Source organism: Aeromonas sp. EU05-FHT14A05 (genome assembly GCF_058791175.1).
Genome location: NZ_JBYTDH010000006.1, coordinates 136,650 through 153,848, shown reverse-complemented (window position 1 = coordinate 153,848; position 17,199 = coordinate 136,650). Strand labels below are relative to the sequence as shown.

Genomic DNA, 17,199 nt, shown 5'->3' with positions numbered 1-17,199 from the left:
CGCCCTGCAGCAAATGGATATCAAGGACAGCTGAGCCTCTTGTCACCCTCAGGGCCCATATCACGCCCATCTTCCGCAAGCTCGGGGTCAAGAACCGCACCCAGGCGGTCATCGCCCTGCAGCAGATGGATATCAAGGAGAGCTGAGCCCCTTGTCTCCACTACAACGACGGTTTGCGGCTCGACAATTAGCACGATCGTACTTTATGCTGCAGAACCCAGAGAGGAGAGTGCGATGAGCAAGGGCCGCCTGACCCGCGACACCATTTTGCAGACAGCCTTCGAGCAGGCGAGCCAGCAGGGGCTGGAGAGCCTGACCATAGGCTCCCTGGCCAGTGCGTGCGAGATGTCCAAGAGCGGCCTGTTTGCCCATTTCCAGTCTCGCGACAACCTGCAGATCGCCGTGCTCACCCATTCCGCCGAGGTGTTCAGGGAGCGGGTGATCCAGCCGGTGCGCCAGCAGCAGCACGGCACCCAGCAGGAGAAACTGCTGGCCCTGCTGCAGGCCTGGCTGGCCTGGAACCAGAGCTTTGCCGGACGCTGCATGTTCCTCGACGCCTGGACCTCGGCCCAGGAGGGGGAGGTGCAACAGGCGGCCCGCCAACTGGTGCGCTTCTGGCTCGACTACCTGGCTCGCCAGGTGGTACAGGGCCAGGAGAAGGGAGAGTGGCGCAGGGATCTGGATCCCTGGCGCGCCGTCTACCGGCTCTATGGCCTCTATCTGGGAGATCAGGTGTTCAATGCCCTGGACTTGTGTCAGGATCCGGCCCGCCACTTCTGGCCCGAGGTGGAAGATCTGCTGACCAGCTGGCGCTGAGGTTCTGGCCCTTCTTTTTAAAAACAGACAAAAAAGCACGACCGTTCGCACATAAAAACCACAGGATGACCATGAGCAGCAAGATCTATTTCAACACCCGCCGCGTCAGCCCGAGCAAGTTGCTGCTGGGGCTTGGCACCCGTCTGCACCACGCGCTGGCTCCGGCCCACGCCAAACGCACCGCCAGCAAGTTGCTGCTCACCCCCCAGCGCCCCACCCGGGAGGTCGCCGCCCCTGCCGGGCTGGTGCAGCAGGCCATCCACACCGGCGAGGGCACCCTGATGAGCTACCGGCTCGGCCAGGGGCCGGTCTGGCTGCTGATGCACGGCTGGTCCGGCAGTGCCAGCCAGTTCTACCCGCTGATGAGCCACATCGCGGCCCAGGGCTTCACGGCGCTGGCCTATGATCACCCCGCCCATGGCCAGAGCGAGGGCAGCACGGGGCACCTGCCCCGCTTCGTGCGCGCCTTCGACGAGATCCTTGCGCGCGTCGGCCCGGTCCAGGGAGTCATCACCCACAGCATGGGGGGCGCCGTCACCCTCAGCAGCCACCACCCCGCCCTCGACGCGCTGCCGCTGCTGCTCATCTCGCCCGTGCTCGACTACGTGCCCCAGCTCTATGGCATGGTGGCCCGCTCCGGCTACTCCATCCGGCTGTTCGATGCTGTGGTCAAGGAGATAGAGCACGAATACCAGCATCCCCTGAACACTGTCGATCCCCTGGGTCGCCTCGCCCGTCGTCAGGGGGCGGCCCTTATCGTTCACGACGAGGAGGACAGGTTCGCCCCCCATAAGGACTCGTTGCGGGCGGTAGAGGATGGCCGTACCCGGCTGGTCAGTACCCGTGGGCTAGGCCATGGTCGCATCCTGGCGAGCCCGCCCGTCTTCGCCGCCTTCGATCAGCTGACCCAGCCCGGAGGCACGGCCTGATCCCGCTGTACCGGTCGCCTCAAAAAATGATGAGGCGGCCCATTTTTATCCGGGATACAACGTCTTATAGTTAAATTGCGCGGTGGCAACCCGCCCTTGCAATCACAATAAGGCGCAGCAGCATGGCCAAACCCAATACAGCTCTCCTGTTGACCGGTGGTGGTGCTCGCGCCGCCTATCAGGTCGGCGTCCTCAAGGCGGTGGCCGAGCTCTACCCCCGCAACCTCGGCATCCCCTTCCCCATTTTGTGCGGCACCTCGGCGGGGGCCCTCAACATCACGGCACTGGCCTGCTACGCCTCCTGTTTTCACCTGGGGGTGCGCAAGCTGGAGTGGGTCTGGCGCCGCTTCGAGACCCATCACATCTTCGACTTCCATCCCTGCCAGCTGCTGTGGCGCACCCTCTATCAGGGCTCGGCCGGTCTCATCAGCCCCCAGAGCAACCGCGCCTTCCACCTGTTCGACAACGCCCCCCTGCGCCGCCTGCTGGATCAGCTCATCGACTATCACCGCATCGATGACAACATCCTTTACGGCAGTCTGGAGGCCATCGCCATCACCGCCTCCGACTATGACGACGGCCTCTCCACCACCTTCTTCCAGGGGCGGGCCGAGCATCAGCCCTGGGAGCGGGCCAGGCGGCGCGGCCTGCGCACCCTGCTCACCTCGGATCATCTGCTGGCCTCATCGGCCCTGCCCTTCGTTTTTCCGGCCACCCCCATCGGCGAGCGCTTCTACGGTGACGGCTCCATCCACCAGCTGAGTCCGCTGAGCCCCGCCATTCACCTGGGGGCGGAGCGGATCCTGCTGGTGACCCTGGACTCCCCCCGTCAGGAGAGCGCGACCCCCCGTCAGAGCCACCTGACCAGCTCCAACATCGCCAGCCACCTGCTCAACACCGTCTTCTCCGACACCCTCAATTCGGATCTGGAGCGGCTGGGGCGCATCAACCAGACCCTCTCCCTCATCCCGGCGCGGGAGCGCAACCGTCTCAAGCTGCGCCAGGTAGACACCTGCGTCATCAGGCCGAGCCAGGATCTGGATCTCATCGCCCTCGACTACCTGCCCAGGCTGCCGACCCAGTTGCGCCGCCTGCTGCGGGTGCTGGGGGTGAACGGCCAGGAGAGCAGCAGCCTGGCCAGCTTCCTGATGTTTCACCCGGGGTACTGCCAGCAGCTGATAAGTCTGGGGTATCAGGATGCGCTGGATCAGCGCCAGCACATCGAGTCCTTCCTCGACATCGAAGAGCGGATCCGCGAGGAGGCCTGAACAGGCTTGCTGTCACCAGGGATAGCCGCCACCTGGGCTCGGGCCCTCAAGCCTGTTGAGGGCAGAGCTAGTGCCCCTCCAACAGGCGCTGCTCCGCCTGCTCCATGGCCACGGCCGTTCCAAACAGCACCAGCCGATCCCCCGCCACCAGCCTCAGATCGGCCCTCGGCTCCAGACTTCGCTCCCCGCGATGCACCGCCTTGATACGCACCTCCCCAAGGGACAGCTCCCGCACCCGGCGCCCCACAGCCCAGGCCTGATCATGCAGCAGCACGGGGTGCAGCCGCTCCAGCAACTGATCCGTCTCCAGGTTGCCCGCACTCTGATCCCCCCAGTAGAAGCCGTGCAGGAAGCGGTACTGGCTGCTGCGCTCGTGCTCCATGCGCCGGATCACCCGGCCTAGGGGGACGTCACAGTTGACCAGCAGGTGGGAGACCAGCATCAGGGCCCCCTCCTGGGACTCAGGAATCACCTCGAAGGCTCCGACCTGCTTGTAGTGCTCGAGGAAACTGTCGTCCCGGGTGCGCACCAGCACCTTGAGATCCCCCGCCAGCGCCCGGATCTGCATCAGCATGGCATCGACCCGCTTGCGATCGTCGAAGGTGATGATCACCAGGCGGGCCCGCATCAGACCGGCCGCCAGCAGGATGTCGCGCCGGCTGGCATCACCGAACGCCACCTGCTCTCCCGCCAGCTTGGCCTCGCTCACCCGTTCGGGATCGAGATCCAGCGCGAGAAAGGGGATCTCCTCGAGCTTGAGGAAGCGGGCGCAGGTCTGCCCGGTGCGCCCGAAGCCGGCGATGATGACGTGCTGGTGCTTGCTGAGCCCTGACTGGGCGACCCCGGCACGGGAAAGCAGGGCCGCGTCGGTGAGGGAGTGGGCCAGCCCCAGGGCCCGCTGCACCAGCCAGGGGGTGAGAGAAATGGTGATGACGCCGACACCGATGAGCAGGGAGACCATCTCGTGACCGAGCAGGCCATGGTGGCTCGCCAGCGCCAGCAGCACGAAGCCGAACTCGCCGACCTGGCTCAGCATGATGCCGGCCGCCATGGCATCGCGCTTGCGCTCCCCCATCAGCCGGCCCGCCAGCAGCACCAGCAGCGACTTGCACAGGATGAGCCCGAGTACGCAGAGCAGCACCTGCCACCAGGCGTTCGCCACCAGTGTCCACTCCATGGTCATGCCGATGGTGATGAAGAAGAGCCCCAGCAGCACGTCCCGAAACGGCTTGATGTCCACCTCCAGCTGATGGCGGTAGTGGGACTCCCCCAGCATCATGCCGGCCAGGAAGGCCCCGAGAGCCATGGAGAGCCCCATCCACTGGGTGAGGGAGGCCGCCAGCAGGGCCACCAGCAGGGTGCTGAGCACGAACAGCTCGTCGGAGCGCGCCCGCGCCACCTCGTGAAACACCATGGGCAGCAGCCACTTTCCCACCGCGAGCAGCACCGACAGGGCGAACAGCCCCTTGAGGGAGGCCCAGGCCACCTCCGCCAGCAGGGCACTGCCCTGCACCTCGGGTTGGGCCAGTATGGGGATCATCACCAGCAGCGGCACCACCGCCAGATCCTGAAACAGCAGGACGCTCACCCCGAGCTGGGCACGCCGGGTATGGAGTTGCTGCAACTCCCCGAGCTGCTTGATCACCACGGCGGTGGAGGAGAGGGCCAGGGTGCCGGACACCACCAGCGCCTGGGGGAGACTCAGGCCCCACCACCAGCCGAGCCAGAAGAACAGCAATGAGGTGAGCAGCACCTGCAGGCCGCCGACCCCCAGCACCAGCTTGCGCATGGCGAGCAGGCGCGGCAGCGAGAACTCGAGCCCGAGGGAGAACATCAGGAAGACGATGCCGAGCTCCCCTATGGTCTGCATCATGGCCTGCCCGGTGACGATGGCCGCGCCATGGGGGCCGAGCAGCATGCCGACGAACAGGTAGGCGAGGATCACCGGCTGGCCCAGGCGTCGGAAGATGGCCACCAGCAGGACGGCAGAGAGCAGCAGGATCAACACATCGGCGTACACACGTCCCTCCCTCTTATCTGTCCCCAAGGCCCGAAGATGCGGTGCCTCAACCCTTGATCACTCCGGCCATCGTCGCTGCCGGGCAGGATCCCGACCTGGCCGCGGGCGCTCTGCCGGCGGCGCACAGGGGTTATTTCCCCTCCCGTTTCATGTTGCTAAGCCTAGCCAGCCCCCTTGTTTTCCATCGAACATATTTTGGGCACGGGGATTGCAAGAAACCGGTCAATGAGTGGAGAGGTGTAAGGCTGCAACGTGGAAAACACATCGTCTTTGAACGGCTTCGGACATGGCATAGAGCAGTGGTTTCAGCAGATGGAGCGGCTCACGCCGCTGACCGGGCAGGATACTTATCAGCAGCTTCAGGAGCTGCTGAGGCAACGGGATCTTGACGCCCTGCTGGCAATCTTTGCCGAGCGGGTGGCAAAGATTGTCCGGATCCACACGCTTCACCTCGACTGCGGTCAGCCCCACAGCCTCATCGCCCACGCCCCCCAGGCCCGGCAGGTGCTGCATAGCTATCGCTTCGAGCTGCGCGGCCAGCACGAGCAGTTGCTCGGACAGCTGCAATACGAGCTGGAGCAGCCCCTGAGCGACAGCCAGCGGCGGCAGCTGGGGCAATATCACCAGCTGTTCTGCCTGCCCCTGCCGCTCTACCTGCGGCTGAGCCGGCTGGAGCAGCAGGTGCGGCTCGATCACCTGACCGGGCTTGGCAACCGTTCCTATTTCGACGAGGCCATAGGCCGGGCGGTGGAGCAACACTGCCGGGAGCCCCACGGTCTGGTGCTGGTGCTGCTGGATCTCGATCGCTTCAAACAGGTCAACGACACCTGGGGTCATCCGGTGGGGGATCTGGTGCTGAGCCGCTTCGCCCAGCTGCTGCAGGGCTGCATCCGTGGCACGGATCAGGCGTTTCGCCTCGGCGGCGACGAGTTCGCCCTGCTGCTGCAACCCGCCGATCCCGAAGCCTGGCGCCCGGTCTGGCTGCGGCTGCAACATGTGCTGCACAGCCACAAGGAGCTCAGCGCCTTCTCGGTGGGCTGCAGCCTGGGGGCCGCCAGCTGGCACTCTGGCATGGACGTGCAGCGCCTCTATGCCACGGCGGATGCCCACCTCTACGCCCGCAAGAAGGCCGGGGTAAACGGCCCGTCAGAATAGGGCGGCCTCACGCCATCGCAGCTGCGTTCAATCAAGATCCGGGGCGACGACTCGCCGCCACTCCCCCTTGATGCCCCCCCCGGACGCCAGAAATCCGTCGCAGACGAAGAGTCCGGCCACCAGCGCCACCTGCTCCCCGTAATAGAGGATGGGGATGCGCCCCCGTTGCCAGGAGGGCACCCCGTACTCTTGCAGCAACTTCTTCAGGCGCCGGCTGCCCACCCGACCCACCGGTTTGAGCATGGCGCCTGGCGCCACCTGGAAGCGCACCGACAGGGGCTCGTCCGCCCGTGGCGGGCGCAGCCCTTCTGCCCCATCCGATGACAGCAGCCTGAAGGTCCCCAGCCCGTCCGGCAGGCAGAGCGTCTCCCCCACCCGGATGGGCAGCACCTCCTCACGGGGGACAAGGCCGGGCGGCACCAGATGGAGTCGCCCCTGAAAGCGGCGGCACTCCAGCCCCTGCAGGCTCAGCCTGGGGTTGGCGTCTTCGCGCGCCAGCGCCACCTCCTGCCACAGCAGCCCCAGCAGCTCCCGGGACGGCATCTCCCCCCCCTGGCGGCGGATCCAGTGGCGCAGCAGGTTGTTGCGCCGCACCGGAGAGAGCGGCCGCAGCGCCTCGATGCGCAGCGCATCGCGCTCCCCGGCCTGTTGCCAGTCCGCCTCCGCCAGCTCGTTGATCAGGGCCTCCTGCTCGGCGCACAGGGCCATGCTGCGCGCCGCCGTCTGGGCCATGGCGGGCCAGCGCGCCTTGAGCTGGGGAATGAGCTGCTGGCGCAGGAAGTTGCGATCGTAGCTCACATCCTGGTTGCTCTCATCCTCCACCCAGCCATAGGGCAGGGTCTCGGCCAGCGCCGCCAGCTCGGCCCGGCTGACCTCGAGCAGCGGGCGCAGCAAGCGGCCGCCGGCGAAGGGCTGGTCCGGCACCATGCCCGCCAGCCCCCGCAGTCCGGCGCCGCGCTTGAGCGCCAGCAGCAGGGTCTCCAGCTGATCGTCCTGATGATGGGCGGTGAGCAGCCACTCCCCCTCCCCCAGGCATGCGGCGAGGCGCTGGTAGCGGGCCTCCCGCGCCTGGGCCTCCAGGCTGTCGCCGCTGCCCCGCTGCAGTTGCACCCGCTCGACCATGAGAGGCACTCCCAGTTGCCGGCACACCCCTTCACAATGGGCCACCCAGTGATCGGCGTGAGGGCTCAGGCCGTGGTGGACGTGCAGGGCACGCAGGGCAAGGCCCTGCTCCCGGGCAAAACGCGCCGCCAGCACCAGCAGCACGGTGGAGTCGAGCCCGCCACTGAAGGCCACCAGCAGGCCCCGGGAACCTTCCGGCGCGGGCAGAGTCTGACAAAAACGAGAATAAACACGAGAAATCATAGGCTTCCCCAATACGACCAGGCCGATCTTAGCAGACTCGGGCTTATCAAGCGCTAACCCGACTGCTAGAGTGAGTCTCCTCCCGACCTGGGCCGGGACGCTGAGTAACCCGAATTGGAATCAGACAATGAACAATAAGAAAAGCATACTTGCCGGCCTCATCGGGCTGGCCTTGCTGGCCGGTTGCAGTCAGGGACCGGACCAGGCAGACAAGCACTCCGGCCTCGCGCTGGCCAACATGGACACCAGGGTCAAGCCCGGTGACGACTTCTTCCGATACGTGAACGGCCACTGGCTGACCACCGCCAAGATCCCGGACGACAGGCCCGCCGACGGCGCCTTCTACCTGCTGCGGGACAAATCCCTGGCAGACGTGCGGGTGCTGGTGGAAGGGCTGGACGGCAAGGCCGCCACCGGCACCCCGGCCCAGCAGATCCACGACCTCTACCAAAGCTATCTGGATCAGGCCACCCGCAACGCCAGGGGCACCACGCCCCTGCTGCCCCTGCTCGGCGACATCGATCAGATCCATGACCAGCAGGGTCTGGCCCAGGCCTTCGCCCGCGCCGGCAAGCTGGGGGGCAGCGCCCCCTTCGGCTTCTGGATAGATGCGGACGCCAAGGCGCCGGACAGCTATGCGGTCTACCTCTATCAATCCGGGCTCGGCCTGCCGGACCGGGACTACTACCTCAAGCAGGATGCCGCCAGCCAGGCGCTGCGCCAGAAATACGAGCAGCACATCGCCGGCATGCTGAGCCGCTTCGGCGAGGCGGATGCGGGGGCCAAGGCCAAGCGCATCCTGGCCCTGGAGACCCGGCTCGCCCAGATCCAGTGGGACAACGTCGCCCTGCGGGATCGGCAGAAGAACTACAACAAGGCCCCCGTCGGCGAGCTCAGGCGCCTAGCCCCCAGCATCGACTGGAACAGCTATCTGGATCAGGCCGGCTTGAGCGGCCAGCAGAGCCTCATCATAGGCCAGCCGAGCTACCTCACGGCCCTGGACGAGGTGATGAAGCAGACCCCCATGGGCGACTGGCAGGCCTACCTCAAGTGGCAGCTCATCACCGACTTCGCCCCCTACCTCGACAGCCAGACCGATGCCCAGAACTTCGCCTTCTTCGGCACTACCTTGAGCGGCACCCCCAAGCAGCGCGCCCCCTGGGAGCGGGCCCTGGGGGTACTGGACAACAACCTGGGGGAGGCGGTGGGCAAGCTCTATGTGGAGCGCTACTTCCCGCCAGAAGCCAAGGCCCGCATGGAGCAGCTGGTGGAGAACCTGCGCACCGCCTACGGCCAGAGCATCCAGGAGCTGGACTGGATGTCGCCGGCCACCAAGACCCAGGCCCTGGAGAAACTCGCCAAGTTCAGGCCCAAGATAGGCTACCCGGACAAGTGGAAGGACTACAGCGCCATCGAGATCCGCGCCGATGATCTGGTGGGCAACCTGCAGCGGGCCCGCGCCTTCGAATATGCCGACAGCCTGGCTCGCCTCGGCAAGCCGGTGGACAGGGACGAGTGGCACATGTCGCCCCAGACGGTGAACGCCTACTACAACGCGAGCAACAACGAGATCGTCTTCCCGGCCGCCATACTACAACCCCCCTTCTTCGACATGAGCGCGGACGACGCCGTGAACTACGGCGCCATCGGCGGGGTCATCGGTCACGAGATGGGCCACGGTTTCGACGATCAGGGGGCCAGGTCCGACGGTGACGGCGTGATGCGCGACTGGTGGACGCCCCAGGATCTCAAGGAGTTCCGCTTCCGCACCAGCCGGCTGGTGGCCCAGTACAACCGCTTCGAGCCCATCAAGGGGCAGTACGTCAACGGCCAGTTCACCCTGGGGGAGAACATCGGCGATCTCGGCGGCCTCACCATAGCCCACAAGGCCTACCTGCTGTCGCTGGATGGCAAGGAGGCCCCGGTGCTGGACGGCTTCACCGGGGAGCAGCGCTTCTTCCTCGGCTGGGCCCAGGTGTGGAAGGGCATGTATCGCCCCGAGCTGATGCAGATGCTGCTCGCCTCGGATCCCCACTCGCCGCCCGAGTACAGGGTCAACGGCGTGGTGCCGAACATCCCCGCCTTCTACGAGGCGTTCAACATCCAGCCGGGTGACAAGCTCTATCTGGACCCGGCCAAACGGGTCAAGATATGGTAAACACGAGGTTGACAGGGGCTGGCCGAGCGCCGGCCCCGGGTCGGCCACAGACAAGGCGGGGGCCAGGCCCCTGCCCACTGACACCGCAAGACAAGCAGCAACAAGGGTCACATCCATGAAAGCCTTACTCATTACTCTCGGCCTGCTCAGCCTGCCCCTGACCACCCAGGCGGCGGAGGGATTCTTCCAGCAGCTGACGCTGCCCACGGGCCAGGTGCTCACCGTCGGCGAGGGGCGCGGCGAGCCCGCCTCCACCGGCAGCTACGACGTGCGCCTCTACTCAGGCGCCAACCCCGAGTTTCCGCTGGATCAGTTCATCGACGGCAAGGTGATGCCCCGCGATGGCAGCATCAAAGCGCTCAAGCTGCTGGATCTCAACGGCGACAAGCAGCCTGAAGTCATCGTCGTGGTGGAGAGCGCCGGCAGCGGCAGCTACCTGAGCGCCGACGCCCTCACCATCAATCCCCAGGAGGGGCTGGAGAGCTTCAACCACGTGGAGGGACTGGCCCCCAATGAAGATGTGATCCAGGCGCTCAAGACACCCCGCGACTGATCCGCCACCGCCATCACAACGCCCCGCCTCGCGGGGCGTTTTGCTGTTGCCGCCCCTCTTTTCACCGGATCCCCCCAGCTATCCTGAGGCTGGCCCTCCGATAGACGGCTGTTTTTTATGCGCTTATAATCGCCTCACCCAGCCATCACTAAACACAAGGAGGTAAAAAATGGTTATCCAAGCGTGTCCGATGTTCTCGGCTCGCCTGTTCGGCACATTCGCCCGCTCTTGCCTGCATACCATCGCGCTGCGATAGCGGGTTCGAGCAAAGCCGACTCCTTCCACACCGAGACCTTTCTCGACCGTTGTCGCCAGCGCTCCTGATGACAGGGATCTTCGATCCCGCCATTTTAGAGAGCAAGAGCATGACGACACTGATGAGTACCCACTCCCTGCAAATGACTGCGGGACACCTCCCCTTGTTTGACCACCTCGATCTCGGCATCCAGAGCGGCGATCGCCTGGGCCTGATTGGCGCCAATGGCTGCGGCAAGAGCACACTGCTCGCCCTGCTGGCCGGTGAGCTGCAACCCCATGACGGACGGGTGCAGCAGGCCGCCCCCTGCCGCTGCGAGTTCGTGGCCCAGCACCTGCCCCCCAGGCTGCAAGGGCTCGGCACCCGGGCCGTGCTGCAGGATGCCCTGGGGGGTGACCCTGCCGCCGACTGGCAGGTGGACAAGATGCTGACCGAGCTGCAGCTCGAAGAGCAGGCCGAGCTCCCCGCCAGCGCCCTGAGCGGCGGCCAGCACACCCGGTTGCAGATAGGCCGCGCCCTGCTGCGCCAGCCGAACCTGCTGCTGCTCGATGAACCCAGCAACCACCTGGACCTGCCCGCCCTGCTCTGGCTGGAGCAGTTCCTCCTGGGCTGGCGGGGCGCCCTGGTGCTGGTCTCCCACGATGCCCGCCTGCTCGATCGGGTGACCCGCGAGACCCTGATCCTGCGGGACGGGCGACTCCATCGCTTCGCCCTGCCCTGCAGTCAGGCCAGGGTAGCGCTGGCCGAAGAGGACGAGCAGGCCCGCCTGCGCCGGGCCGACGAGCAGAAGGAGATAGATCGCCTGAGTGCCAGCAGCAAGCGCCTCGCCATCTGGGGACGGGAGCATGACAACGAGAAGCTGGTGCGCCAGGCCAAGTCCATGGAGAAACGCATCAGTCGCCTGCAGGAGGAGCAGAGCCAGGTCGCGGCGCCAGCCCCCTGGCGCCTCGAGCTGCACGGGCAGGCACTGCCCGCCGATGCCCTGTTGCGACTGGAAGCCCTCGAGGTGTGCCCCGCCCCCGGCTTGCCGCCCCTGCTGCGGGCCGAGGATCTCTGGTTGAGGGCCGGTGACAGGGTCGCCCTGCTCGGCGCCAACGGCACCGGCAAGTCCTCCCTGCTGCGCCAGTGCTGGCGCGAGGTATGCGATCAACAGCCGGGTGAGGGCTGGTATCGCCACCCAGGCGCCAGCATCGCCTACTACGATCAGTCCCTGCAGCAGCTGGATGGCGACGCCACCCTGAGCGACGCCCTCTATCCCCTAGCGCCCTTGCCGGAGGTGACCCGGCGCCAGGCGCTGATCCGCGCGGGCTTCCCCTACTCCCGCCATGGCCAGCGGGTGCACGCCTTGAGCGGGGGTGAGCGGGCCAGGCTGCTGTTCCTCGCCCTCTCTTTGGCGAGCCACCATCTGCTCTGGCTCGATGAACCCACCAACCACCTGGATCTGGCAGGCAAGGAGGAGCTGGCCGAGGCCTTGAACGCCTTCCCAGGGGGCGTCTTGCTGGTCTCCCACGACCGGGATCTGATCGAGCGCAGCTGCAACCGCTTCTGGCTGATCAGAGACGGCCGCATCCAGGAGGCACACAGCGCCGAGCGGGCCTATGCCGAGCTGCTCGGCGATGCGCCCTCGTTGGCTGCAGACAAGGCAAGCCTGGCCGCCTCCGCAATGGTGCAAGCCCCGGCCGGCCCGGCGGATAACGAAGAGGCCCTGCTGGCCCGCTGGTATGAGCTCGATGCCCTGCTGGCCGCCGATCTCGCCCGCAAGCCCAGGCACCAGACCCCGCGGCTGCAGCAGGAGTGGCGCCATGAGCTGGCAAGGCTGGCCGGCCTGCTCGGGCTGGTCGAATCATGAGCAGAGTCATGAACCATCTTGGCCATTCCCCCTGTTTGACTCAACACAAGCGGCCAGCCATGGCTGGTCGCAAGGAGCCCTCATGAATTCAACTTCACCGCCAGAGATCAGGCTGGATCCCGTCACCGAGGCCGACCTGCCCCACGTCTATCGCGGCCTGTCGGATCCGCGAGTCATCGCCTGCTACGGCGTCAGCTACGACAGCCTGACGGCATGCCAGGCCCAGATGGATTGGTACGCCGAGCTGAACATCACGGGCCGCGGTGCCTGGCACCTCATTCGCAATCCGCACACCAAAGAGCCGCTGGGGGCCATCGGCTACAACGATGCCGACCTTCAGCACCGGCGGGCCGAGATCGGCTACTGGCTCTATCCCGAACACTGGGGCAAGGGGGTGATGAGCGCGGCGCTGCGGCTGTGGCTCCCGCTCACTTACCGCACCACAGCGCTGCACCGGCTGCTGGCGGTGGTAGAGGAGCCCAACCTCCCCTCCGCCCGCCTGCTGGAGCGGGCCGGCTTTCGCTACGAAGGTACGGCGCGGGAGTGCGAGTGGAAGGGAGATGGCTTCATCTCCCTGCACCACTACGCCCTGCTGCGCAGCGACCTGCCTGACCTTTAAGCACCCCCATTTCTGATAGCCAGCAAAAAGCCCCGCACTGCGGGGCTTTTTTTGGGCGGCTACTTGATGGCGCAGACGTCGCCTGATGCCGAGCGACGGCGCCTGCGTCGCCACAGGGAGAAGCAGCCGTAGCCCGCGCTCAGCACCACGGCGTAGAGTACCTGGGAGGCGAGCGCCACCAGCACGGCCGCGCAGAGCAAGACGCTCACCCCCGCCAGCCCCTTGCCCGTGCCGCCGAGCAGGCGCCAGCCCGCCGCCATGCAGAGCAGATAGACCAGCACGAAGTTGCCGTTGGCGTAGCGGATCAGCTCATCGAGCGGCAACCGTAGCCAGAGGATCAGGGTGATGGAGACCAGGCAGATGGCGAGCACCCAGCACAGGGCATTGAGGGGGGCGCCCCGGGCCGAGAGCCGGGCCAGGGAGGCGGGCAGTTTGCCTTCCCGCGCCATGCTCCAGATAAGGCGCGCAAACCCCTGCAGGTAGATGTTGATGCTGGCGAAGCAGGAGAGATAGCCAAGCACCGCCACCAGCCACTTGGCGGTGGGGCCGAACAGCAGGGAGAGCAGGGCCGGGATGGCGGTGGCATTGGTCGCCTCGTCCCCATAGAGACCGTATTTGAGCACCACCAGGGAGTGCACCCAGTAGATGAGCCCCGCCAGCAGCACGCCGCCGAGCAGGGCCAGGGGATAGTCCCGCTCCGGCCGCTTGAACTCCTCCCCCATGTGGGCGAAGGCTTCCAGCCCCACGAAGCACCAGAACATCACCGCCAGCGCCGTGCCCATGGCGGGCCACTCGGCGGCCGTTGGCAGCGGTTGGGCCCCGTCGCGCCAGCTCAGATCCCCCTTGAACCAGATGAGCAGGGTCAGCCCCAATATGGCCAGGGCAATCAGCAGTTGCAGGTTGCCGGAGGAGCGCGCCCCCCTCAGCCCCAGCAGGAAGACCCCGAGCAGGGTCAGCAGCTGGATGGCCCACAGGGTCCACTCCCCCATGTCGAACAGGGCGTGCCAGAAACCGGCGGCTATGGTGAGGGCGGCGGGCAGCCCCACCGGCAGCACCGCCAGAAACAGGAAGGCGGAGAAGCGCTCGGCGCCGTTGCCAAAGGCGAGCCCGATGAGGTGCGGCGCCCCGCCCGCATGGGGATAGCGGCGCCCGAGACGGGCGAAGGTAAAGGCGATGGGCAGCACCAGTACGATGAGCAGCACCCAGGCCCAGAGCGAGGCCCCTCCCGCCAGCGAGGCCGCGGTCGCCGGCACCACGAAGATCCCGGTGCCGAGCAGTGAGGTGGCGAGCAGCCCCATCCCCTGCCAGAGCCCGAGATCCTTTTTCAACCCAGACATATCCTTTTGTCCTGTCTAGAAAAACATCCCGCCATGTTAGGCCGCTGCCACGGCTTTGTTAAGCACTCTGCGCCGCAAATAAAAAAGCCGCCTCTTGGGAGGCGGCTTCTTCATTCAACGGCGTAACCGGAATTATCAGGCAATCAGCTTGTAGATGATGCCGGACATGGCGATCAGACCAATCAGGGTCACGAAGCCGTTGCTGATGTTGCCGGCGTATTTGCGCATGGCCGGGATCTTGGCGATGGCGTACATCGGCATCAGGAACAGCAGCATGGCGATGATGGGGCCGCCCAGGTCTTCGATCATGCCGAGGATGCTCGGGTTGATGGTGGCGATGGCCCAGGTGGTCAGGATCATGAAGAGCGCGGTCACCTTGTTCAGCTGCTTGATCTCGACCTTCTTGCCCTTCTCGCGCAGCGCCTTGGCCATCAGGCCGTTCATGCCCTCTTGCGCACCCAGGTAGTGACCCAGGAAGGATTTGCTGATGGCAACCAGGGCGATCAGCGGTGCCACTGTGGCGATCACCGGGTTGTCGAAGTGGTTGGCCAGGTAGGAGAGGATGGAGATGTTCTGCTCCTTCGCCGCCGCCAGATCAGCCGGGGAGAGGCTCAGTACGCAGCTGAATACGAAGAACATCACAGTCATCACCATCATGACGTGGGCGCCCAGCAGTATGTTGCTGCACTTCTTCTCGGCACCTTCACCGTAACGACCCTTGTTGTCCACCGCGAAGGAGGAGATGATCGGGGAGTGGTTGAAGGAGAACACCATGACAGGGATGGCCAGCCACAGGGTCTTGATGAAGTCACCGTTGAAGGCGTCACCCAGAGCCGGAGCTTCAGTGATGATGGCACCGTTCCAGTGCGGGATCAGGTAGAGCGCCAGGCCCATCAAGGTGATCACGAAGGGGAACACCAGCACGCTCATCGCCTTGACGATCACCTGGCCGCCGAGGCGAACGATCGCCATCAGACCCAGGATCAGCACCAGGGAGAGGATGGCACGGGGAGGCGCCGTCATGCCCAGCTGGTGAACCATCAGGCTCTCGACTGTGTTGGTGATGGCCACCGAGTACATCAGCAGAATGGGGTAGATGGCAAAGAAGTAGAGCAGGGTGATGAACTTGCCTGCGGTCTTGCCAAAATGCTCTTCCACCACTTCGGTGATGTCGCCATCACGGGTGGAGCCGGACAGCACGAAGCGGGTCAGGCCGCGGTGGGCGAAGAAGGTCAGCGGCAGGGCCAGCACCAGCATGGCCACCAGCGGCCAGAGGCCACCGACGCCGGCATTGATCGGCAGGAAGAGGACACCGGCACCGATGGCGGTACCGTACAGGCCCAGCATCCAGACCAGATCGGCCTTGTTGATGCCACGGGAGGGGGCTTTGCTCAAGCTGCCTTCAACTGCAATATTCATGTCAGACATAGGGATGTTCCTGTCATCAAGGAAAGTGGATTCTTACTAGTCGGTGGGCATGGGCCCGGTTCCCTCTCCCTGGAACACCTGCTGTTCGTCCTTTTTTATTCTCAGGCCCCGGCTATCCGGCCATCACTCCATGTGACAACCAAATTGCAACAAACGAAGGCATGAGATCGTGATGCTGAGGGTGTCGCTCGCGCCATTTAACAAACTGGCAACGGCCACCTCATCCGATGAGCTGACTCTAGTTAAAAGCCCCTATTAATCACAGCGTTTTTTTGAATTAATCAACCAAAGTTTGATTCCAGTCGCCTTTCAAACGAGCAAGATCACATTACGTATGCCATGTTGCGAAAATTTTTTAACAAATCAAAAATGGGTGGTGATTTTTGGCCCCCCTGAAAGTGCAACAAAGCCGTTACAACTCCCGCGACAGCGTGCCGATTGTCTCCCGCCCGCCCTTGGCGTACCCTTGGTTTTCCCCCACTGCCCCTTGCTGAACATGACCATCACCCGCACCGATCTTGCCGAACTGGCGGTATTTGCCGCCGTCGCCCGCCACCGCAGTTTCAGCAGGGCCGCCCTCGAGCTCGGGGTCTCTGCCTCGGCCCTGAGCCACTCCCTCAAGGGGCTGGAGAGTCGTCTGGGAGTCAGGCTGCTCAATCGCAGCACCCGGGCCGTGGTGCCGACCGAGGCGGGGGAGCGATTGCTGACGCAGTTGTTGCCGACCCTGGGTCAGCTGGAGGAGGCGCTGGAGGAGTTGACGCGCCACGGGGATGAGCCGGTCGGCAGGCTGAAGATCTGTGCGCCCAGGGCCGCCATTCAGGAGGTGCTGGCCCCTGTGCTTATCGACTACCTGGTGCGCTATCCGCGCATGCAGGTGGAGGTGGTGGAGCAGGAGCTGATGCCCCGTCTCATCGAGGATGGCTATGACGCCGCCCTCTTCTACGGCGATCTGCTGCCCCAGGAGATGATAGCCGTGCCCCTGGGTCCGTTGCAGCGCTATCTGGTGGTGGGCTCCCCCGACTACCTGGCAAGGCGCGGCATCCCCCTGCACCCCTCCGAACTCAGCCAGCATGACTGCATCGGCTACCGCCTGACCCCCCACCACCACTATCGCTGGGCCTTTGCCGCCGACGGCGCTCTGCTGGAGATAGAGGTGAGCGGGCCGCTGACCACCAGCACCCCCGCCCTCTATCTGGGGGCGGCCGAGGCGGGTCTGGGACTGGCCTACTGCTACGAGGAGGAGGTGAGCGATGCCCTGGCGGCGGGTCGGCTGGTGAGCGTGCTGAGCGCCTGGAGCCCCACCTTTGCCGGCTTCCATCTCTTCTACCCCAGCCGCCACCAGCTGGGCCACGGCCTGCGGGCCCTGATAGACATGTTGAAGGCCCACCATAGCCCGCGAGACTGATGAGCATTACTCATCAATGCATCAAATAAACACCTGATTAT

13 protein-coding genes and 1 pseudogene are annotated in these 17,199 nt (G+C 65.2%); 10 read left to right on the top strand and 4 right to left on the bottom strand.

Annotated features, from left to right (window positions below; genetic code table 11):
• Positions 1–44: 44 nt before the first annotated feature.
• The 4 genes and pseudogenes from AC3WR3_RS11095 to AC3WR3_RS11080 all read left to right on the top strand — a co-directional run.
• Positions 45–146, top strand: a pseudogene (locus AC3WR3_RS11095) (DNA-binding response regulator); the annotation flags it as partial.
• Positions 147–234: 88 nt separating this feature from the next.
• Positions 235–816 carry a TetR/AcrR family transcriptional regulator gene (locus AC3WR3_RS11090; RefSeq protein ID WP_139436515.1) on the top strand — a complete coding sequence of 194 codons (582 nt, stop codon included), beginning with the start codon at positions 235–237 and terminating at the stop codon, positions 814–816.
• A gap of 71 nt (positions 817–887) precedes the next feature.
• A complete protein-coding gene (locus AC3WR3_RS11085) occupies positions 888–1,745 on the top strand; it encodes an alpha/beta hydrolase (RefSeq protein WP_492291871.1) in 858 nt (285 codons plus the stop codon).
• Between the two features lie 122 nt (positions 1,746–1,867).
• Entirely contained in the window at positions 1,868–3,013 is a 1,146-nt protein-coding gene (locus AC3WR3_RS11080; protein WP_492291870.1) for a patatin-like phospholipase family protein, read from the top strand.
• A 67-nt stretch (positions 3,014–3,080) separates the two neighbouring features.
• Here the strand turns inward: AC3WR3_RS11080 and AC3WR3_RS11075 are convergent, their stop codons facing one another.
• Complete coding sequence (locus tag AC3WR3_RS11075) at positions 3,081–5,033, bottom strand: cation:proton antiporter domain-containing protein (RefSeq protein WP_492291869.1); 1,953 nt, start codon at positions 5,031–5,033, stop codon at positions 3,081–3,083.
• Positions 5,034–5,285: 252 nt separating this feature from the next.
• Between AC3WR3_RS11075 and AC3WR3_RS11070 the strand changes: the two genes are divergently transcribed.
• Positions 5,286–6,188, top strand: coding sequence for a GGDEF domain-containing protein (locus AC3WR3_RS11070; protein WP_492291868.1), 903 nt, complete (start codon positions 5,286–5,288; stop codon positions 6,186–6,188).
• 27 nt (positions 6,189–6,215) lie between these two features.
• Here AC3WR3_RS11070 and tilS read toward each other — a convergent pair whose 3' ends face one another.
• Positions 6,216–7,553, bottom strand: coding sequence for a tRNA lysidine(34) synthetase TilS (gene tilS / locus AC3WR3_RS11065; RefSeq protein WP_492291867.1), 1,338 nt, complete (start codon positions 7,551–7,553; stop codon positions 6,216–6,218).
• 127 nt (positions 7,554–7,680) lie between these two features.
• Here tilS and AC3WR3_RS11060 point away from each other — a divergent pair, with 127 nt between their 5' ends.
• The 4 genes from AC3WR3_RS11060 (at position 7,681) to AC3WR3_RS11045 (ending at position 12,988) form a co-directional block, all read left to right on the top strand.
• Positions 7,681–9,711: a M13 family metallopeptidase gene (locus AC3WR3_RS11060; RefSeq protein WP_492291866.1), complete on the top strand. Its 2,031-nt coding sequence runs from the start codon at positions 7,681–7,683 to the stop codon at positions 9,709–9,711.
• A gap of 115 nt (positions 9,712–9,826) precedes the next feature.
• Positions 9,827–10,264 (top strand): PliI family lysozyme inhibitor of I-type lysozyme, encoded by a 438-nt coding sequence (locus AC3WR3_RS11055; RefSeq protein WP_492291865.1) that lies wholly within the window; start codon positions 9,827–9,829, stop codon positions 10,262–10,264.
• Between the two features lie 365 nt (positions 10,265–10,629).
• Complete coding sequence (locus tag AC3WR3_RS11050) at positions 10,630–12,369, top strand: ABC-F family ATP-binding cassette domain-containing protein (RefSeq protein ID WP_492291864.1); 1,740 nt, start codon at positions 10,630–10,632, stop codon at positions 12,367–12,369.
• An 82-nt stretch (positions 12,370–12,451) separates the two neighbouring features.
• Positions 12,452–12,988 (top strand): GNAT family N-acetyltransferase, encoded by a 537-nt coding sequence (locus AC3WR3_RS11045; protein ID WP_492291863.1) that lies wholly within the window; start codon positions 12,452–12,454, stop codon positions 12,986–12,988.
• Between the two features lie 59 nt (positions 12,989–13,047).
• Here the strand turns inward: AC3WR3_RS11045 and yjeH are convergent, their stop codons facing one another.
• Both yjeH and AC3WR3_RS11035 read right to left on the bottom strand, forming a co-directional pair.
• Positions 13,048–14,325, bottom strand: a complete 1,278-nt coding sequence (gene yjeH, locus AC3WR3_RS11040; protein WP_492291862.1) for an L-methionine/branched-chain amino acid transporter — start codon at positions 14,323–14,325, stop codon at positions 13,048–13,050.
• Between the two features lie 135 nt (positions 14,326–14,460).
• Entirely contained in the window at positions 14,461–15,753 is a 1,293-nt protein-coding gene (locus AC3WR3_RS11035; protein WP_319917172.1) for an HAAAP family serine/threonine permease, read from the bottom strand.
• Positions 15,754–16,249: 496 nt separating this feature from the next.
• On the opposite strand from AC3WR3_RS11035, the gene AC3WR3_RS11030 reads away from it, so the two are divergent.
• Positions 16,250–17,158, top strand: a complete 909-nt coding sequence (locus AC3WR3_RS11030) for a LysR family transcriptional regulator (protein ID WP_139436644.1) — start codon at positions 16,250–16,252, stop codon at positions 17,156–17,158.
• The last annotated feature ends 41 nt before the right edge of the window (positions 17,159–17,199 follow it).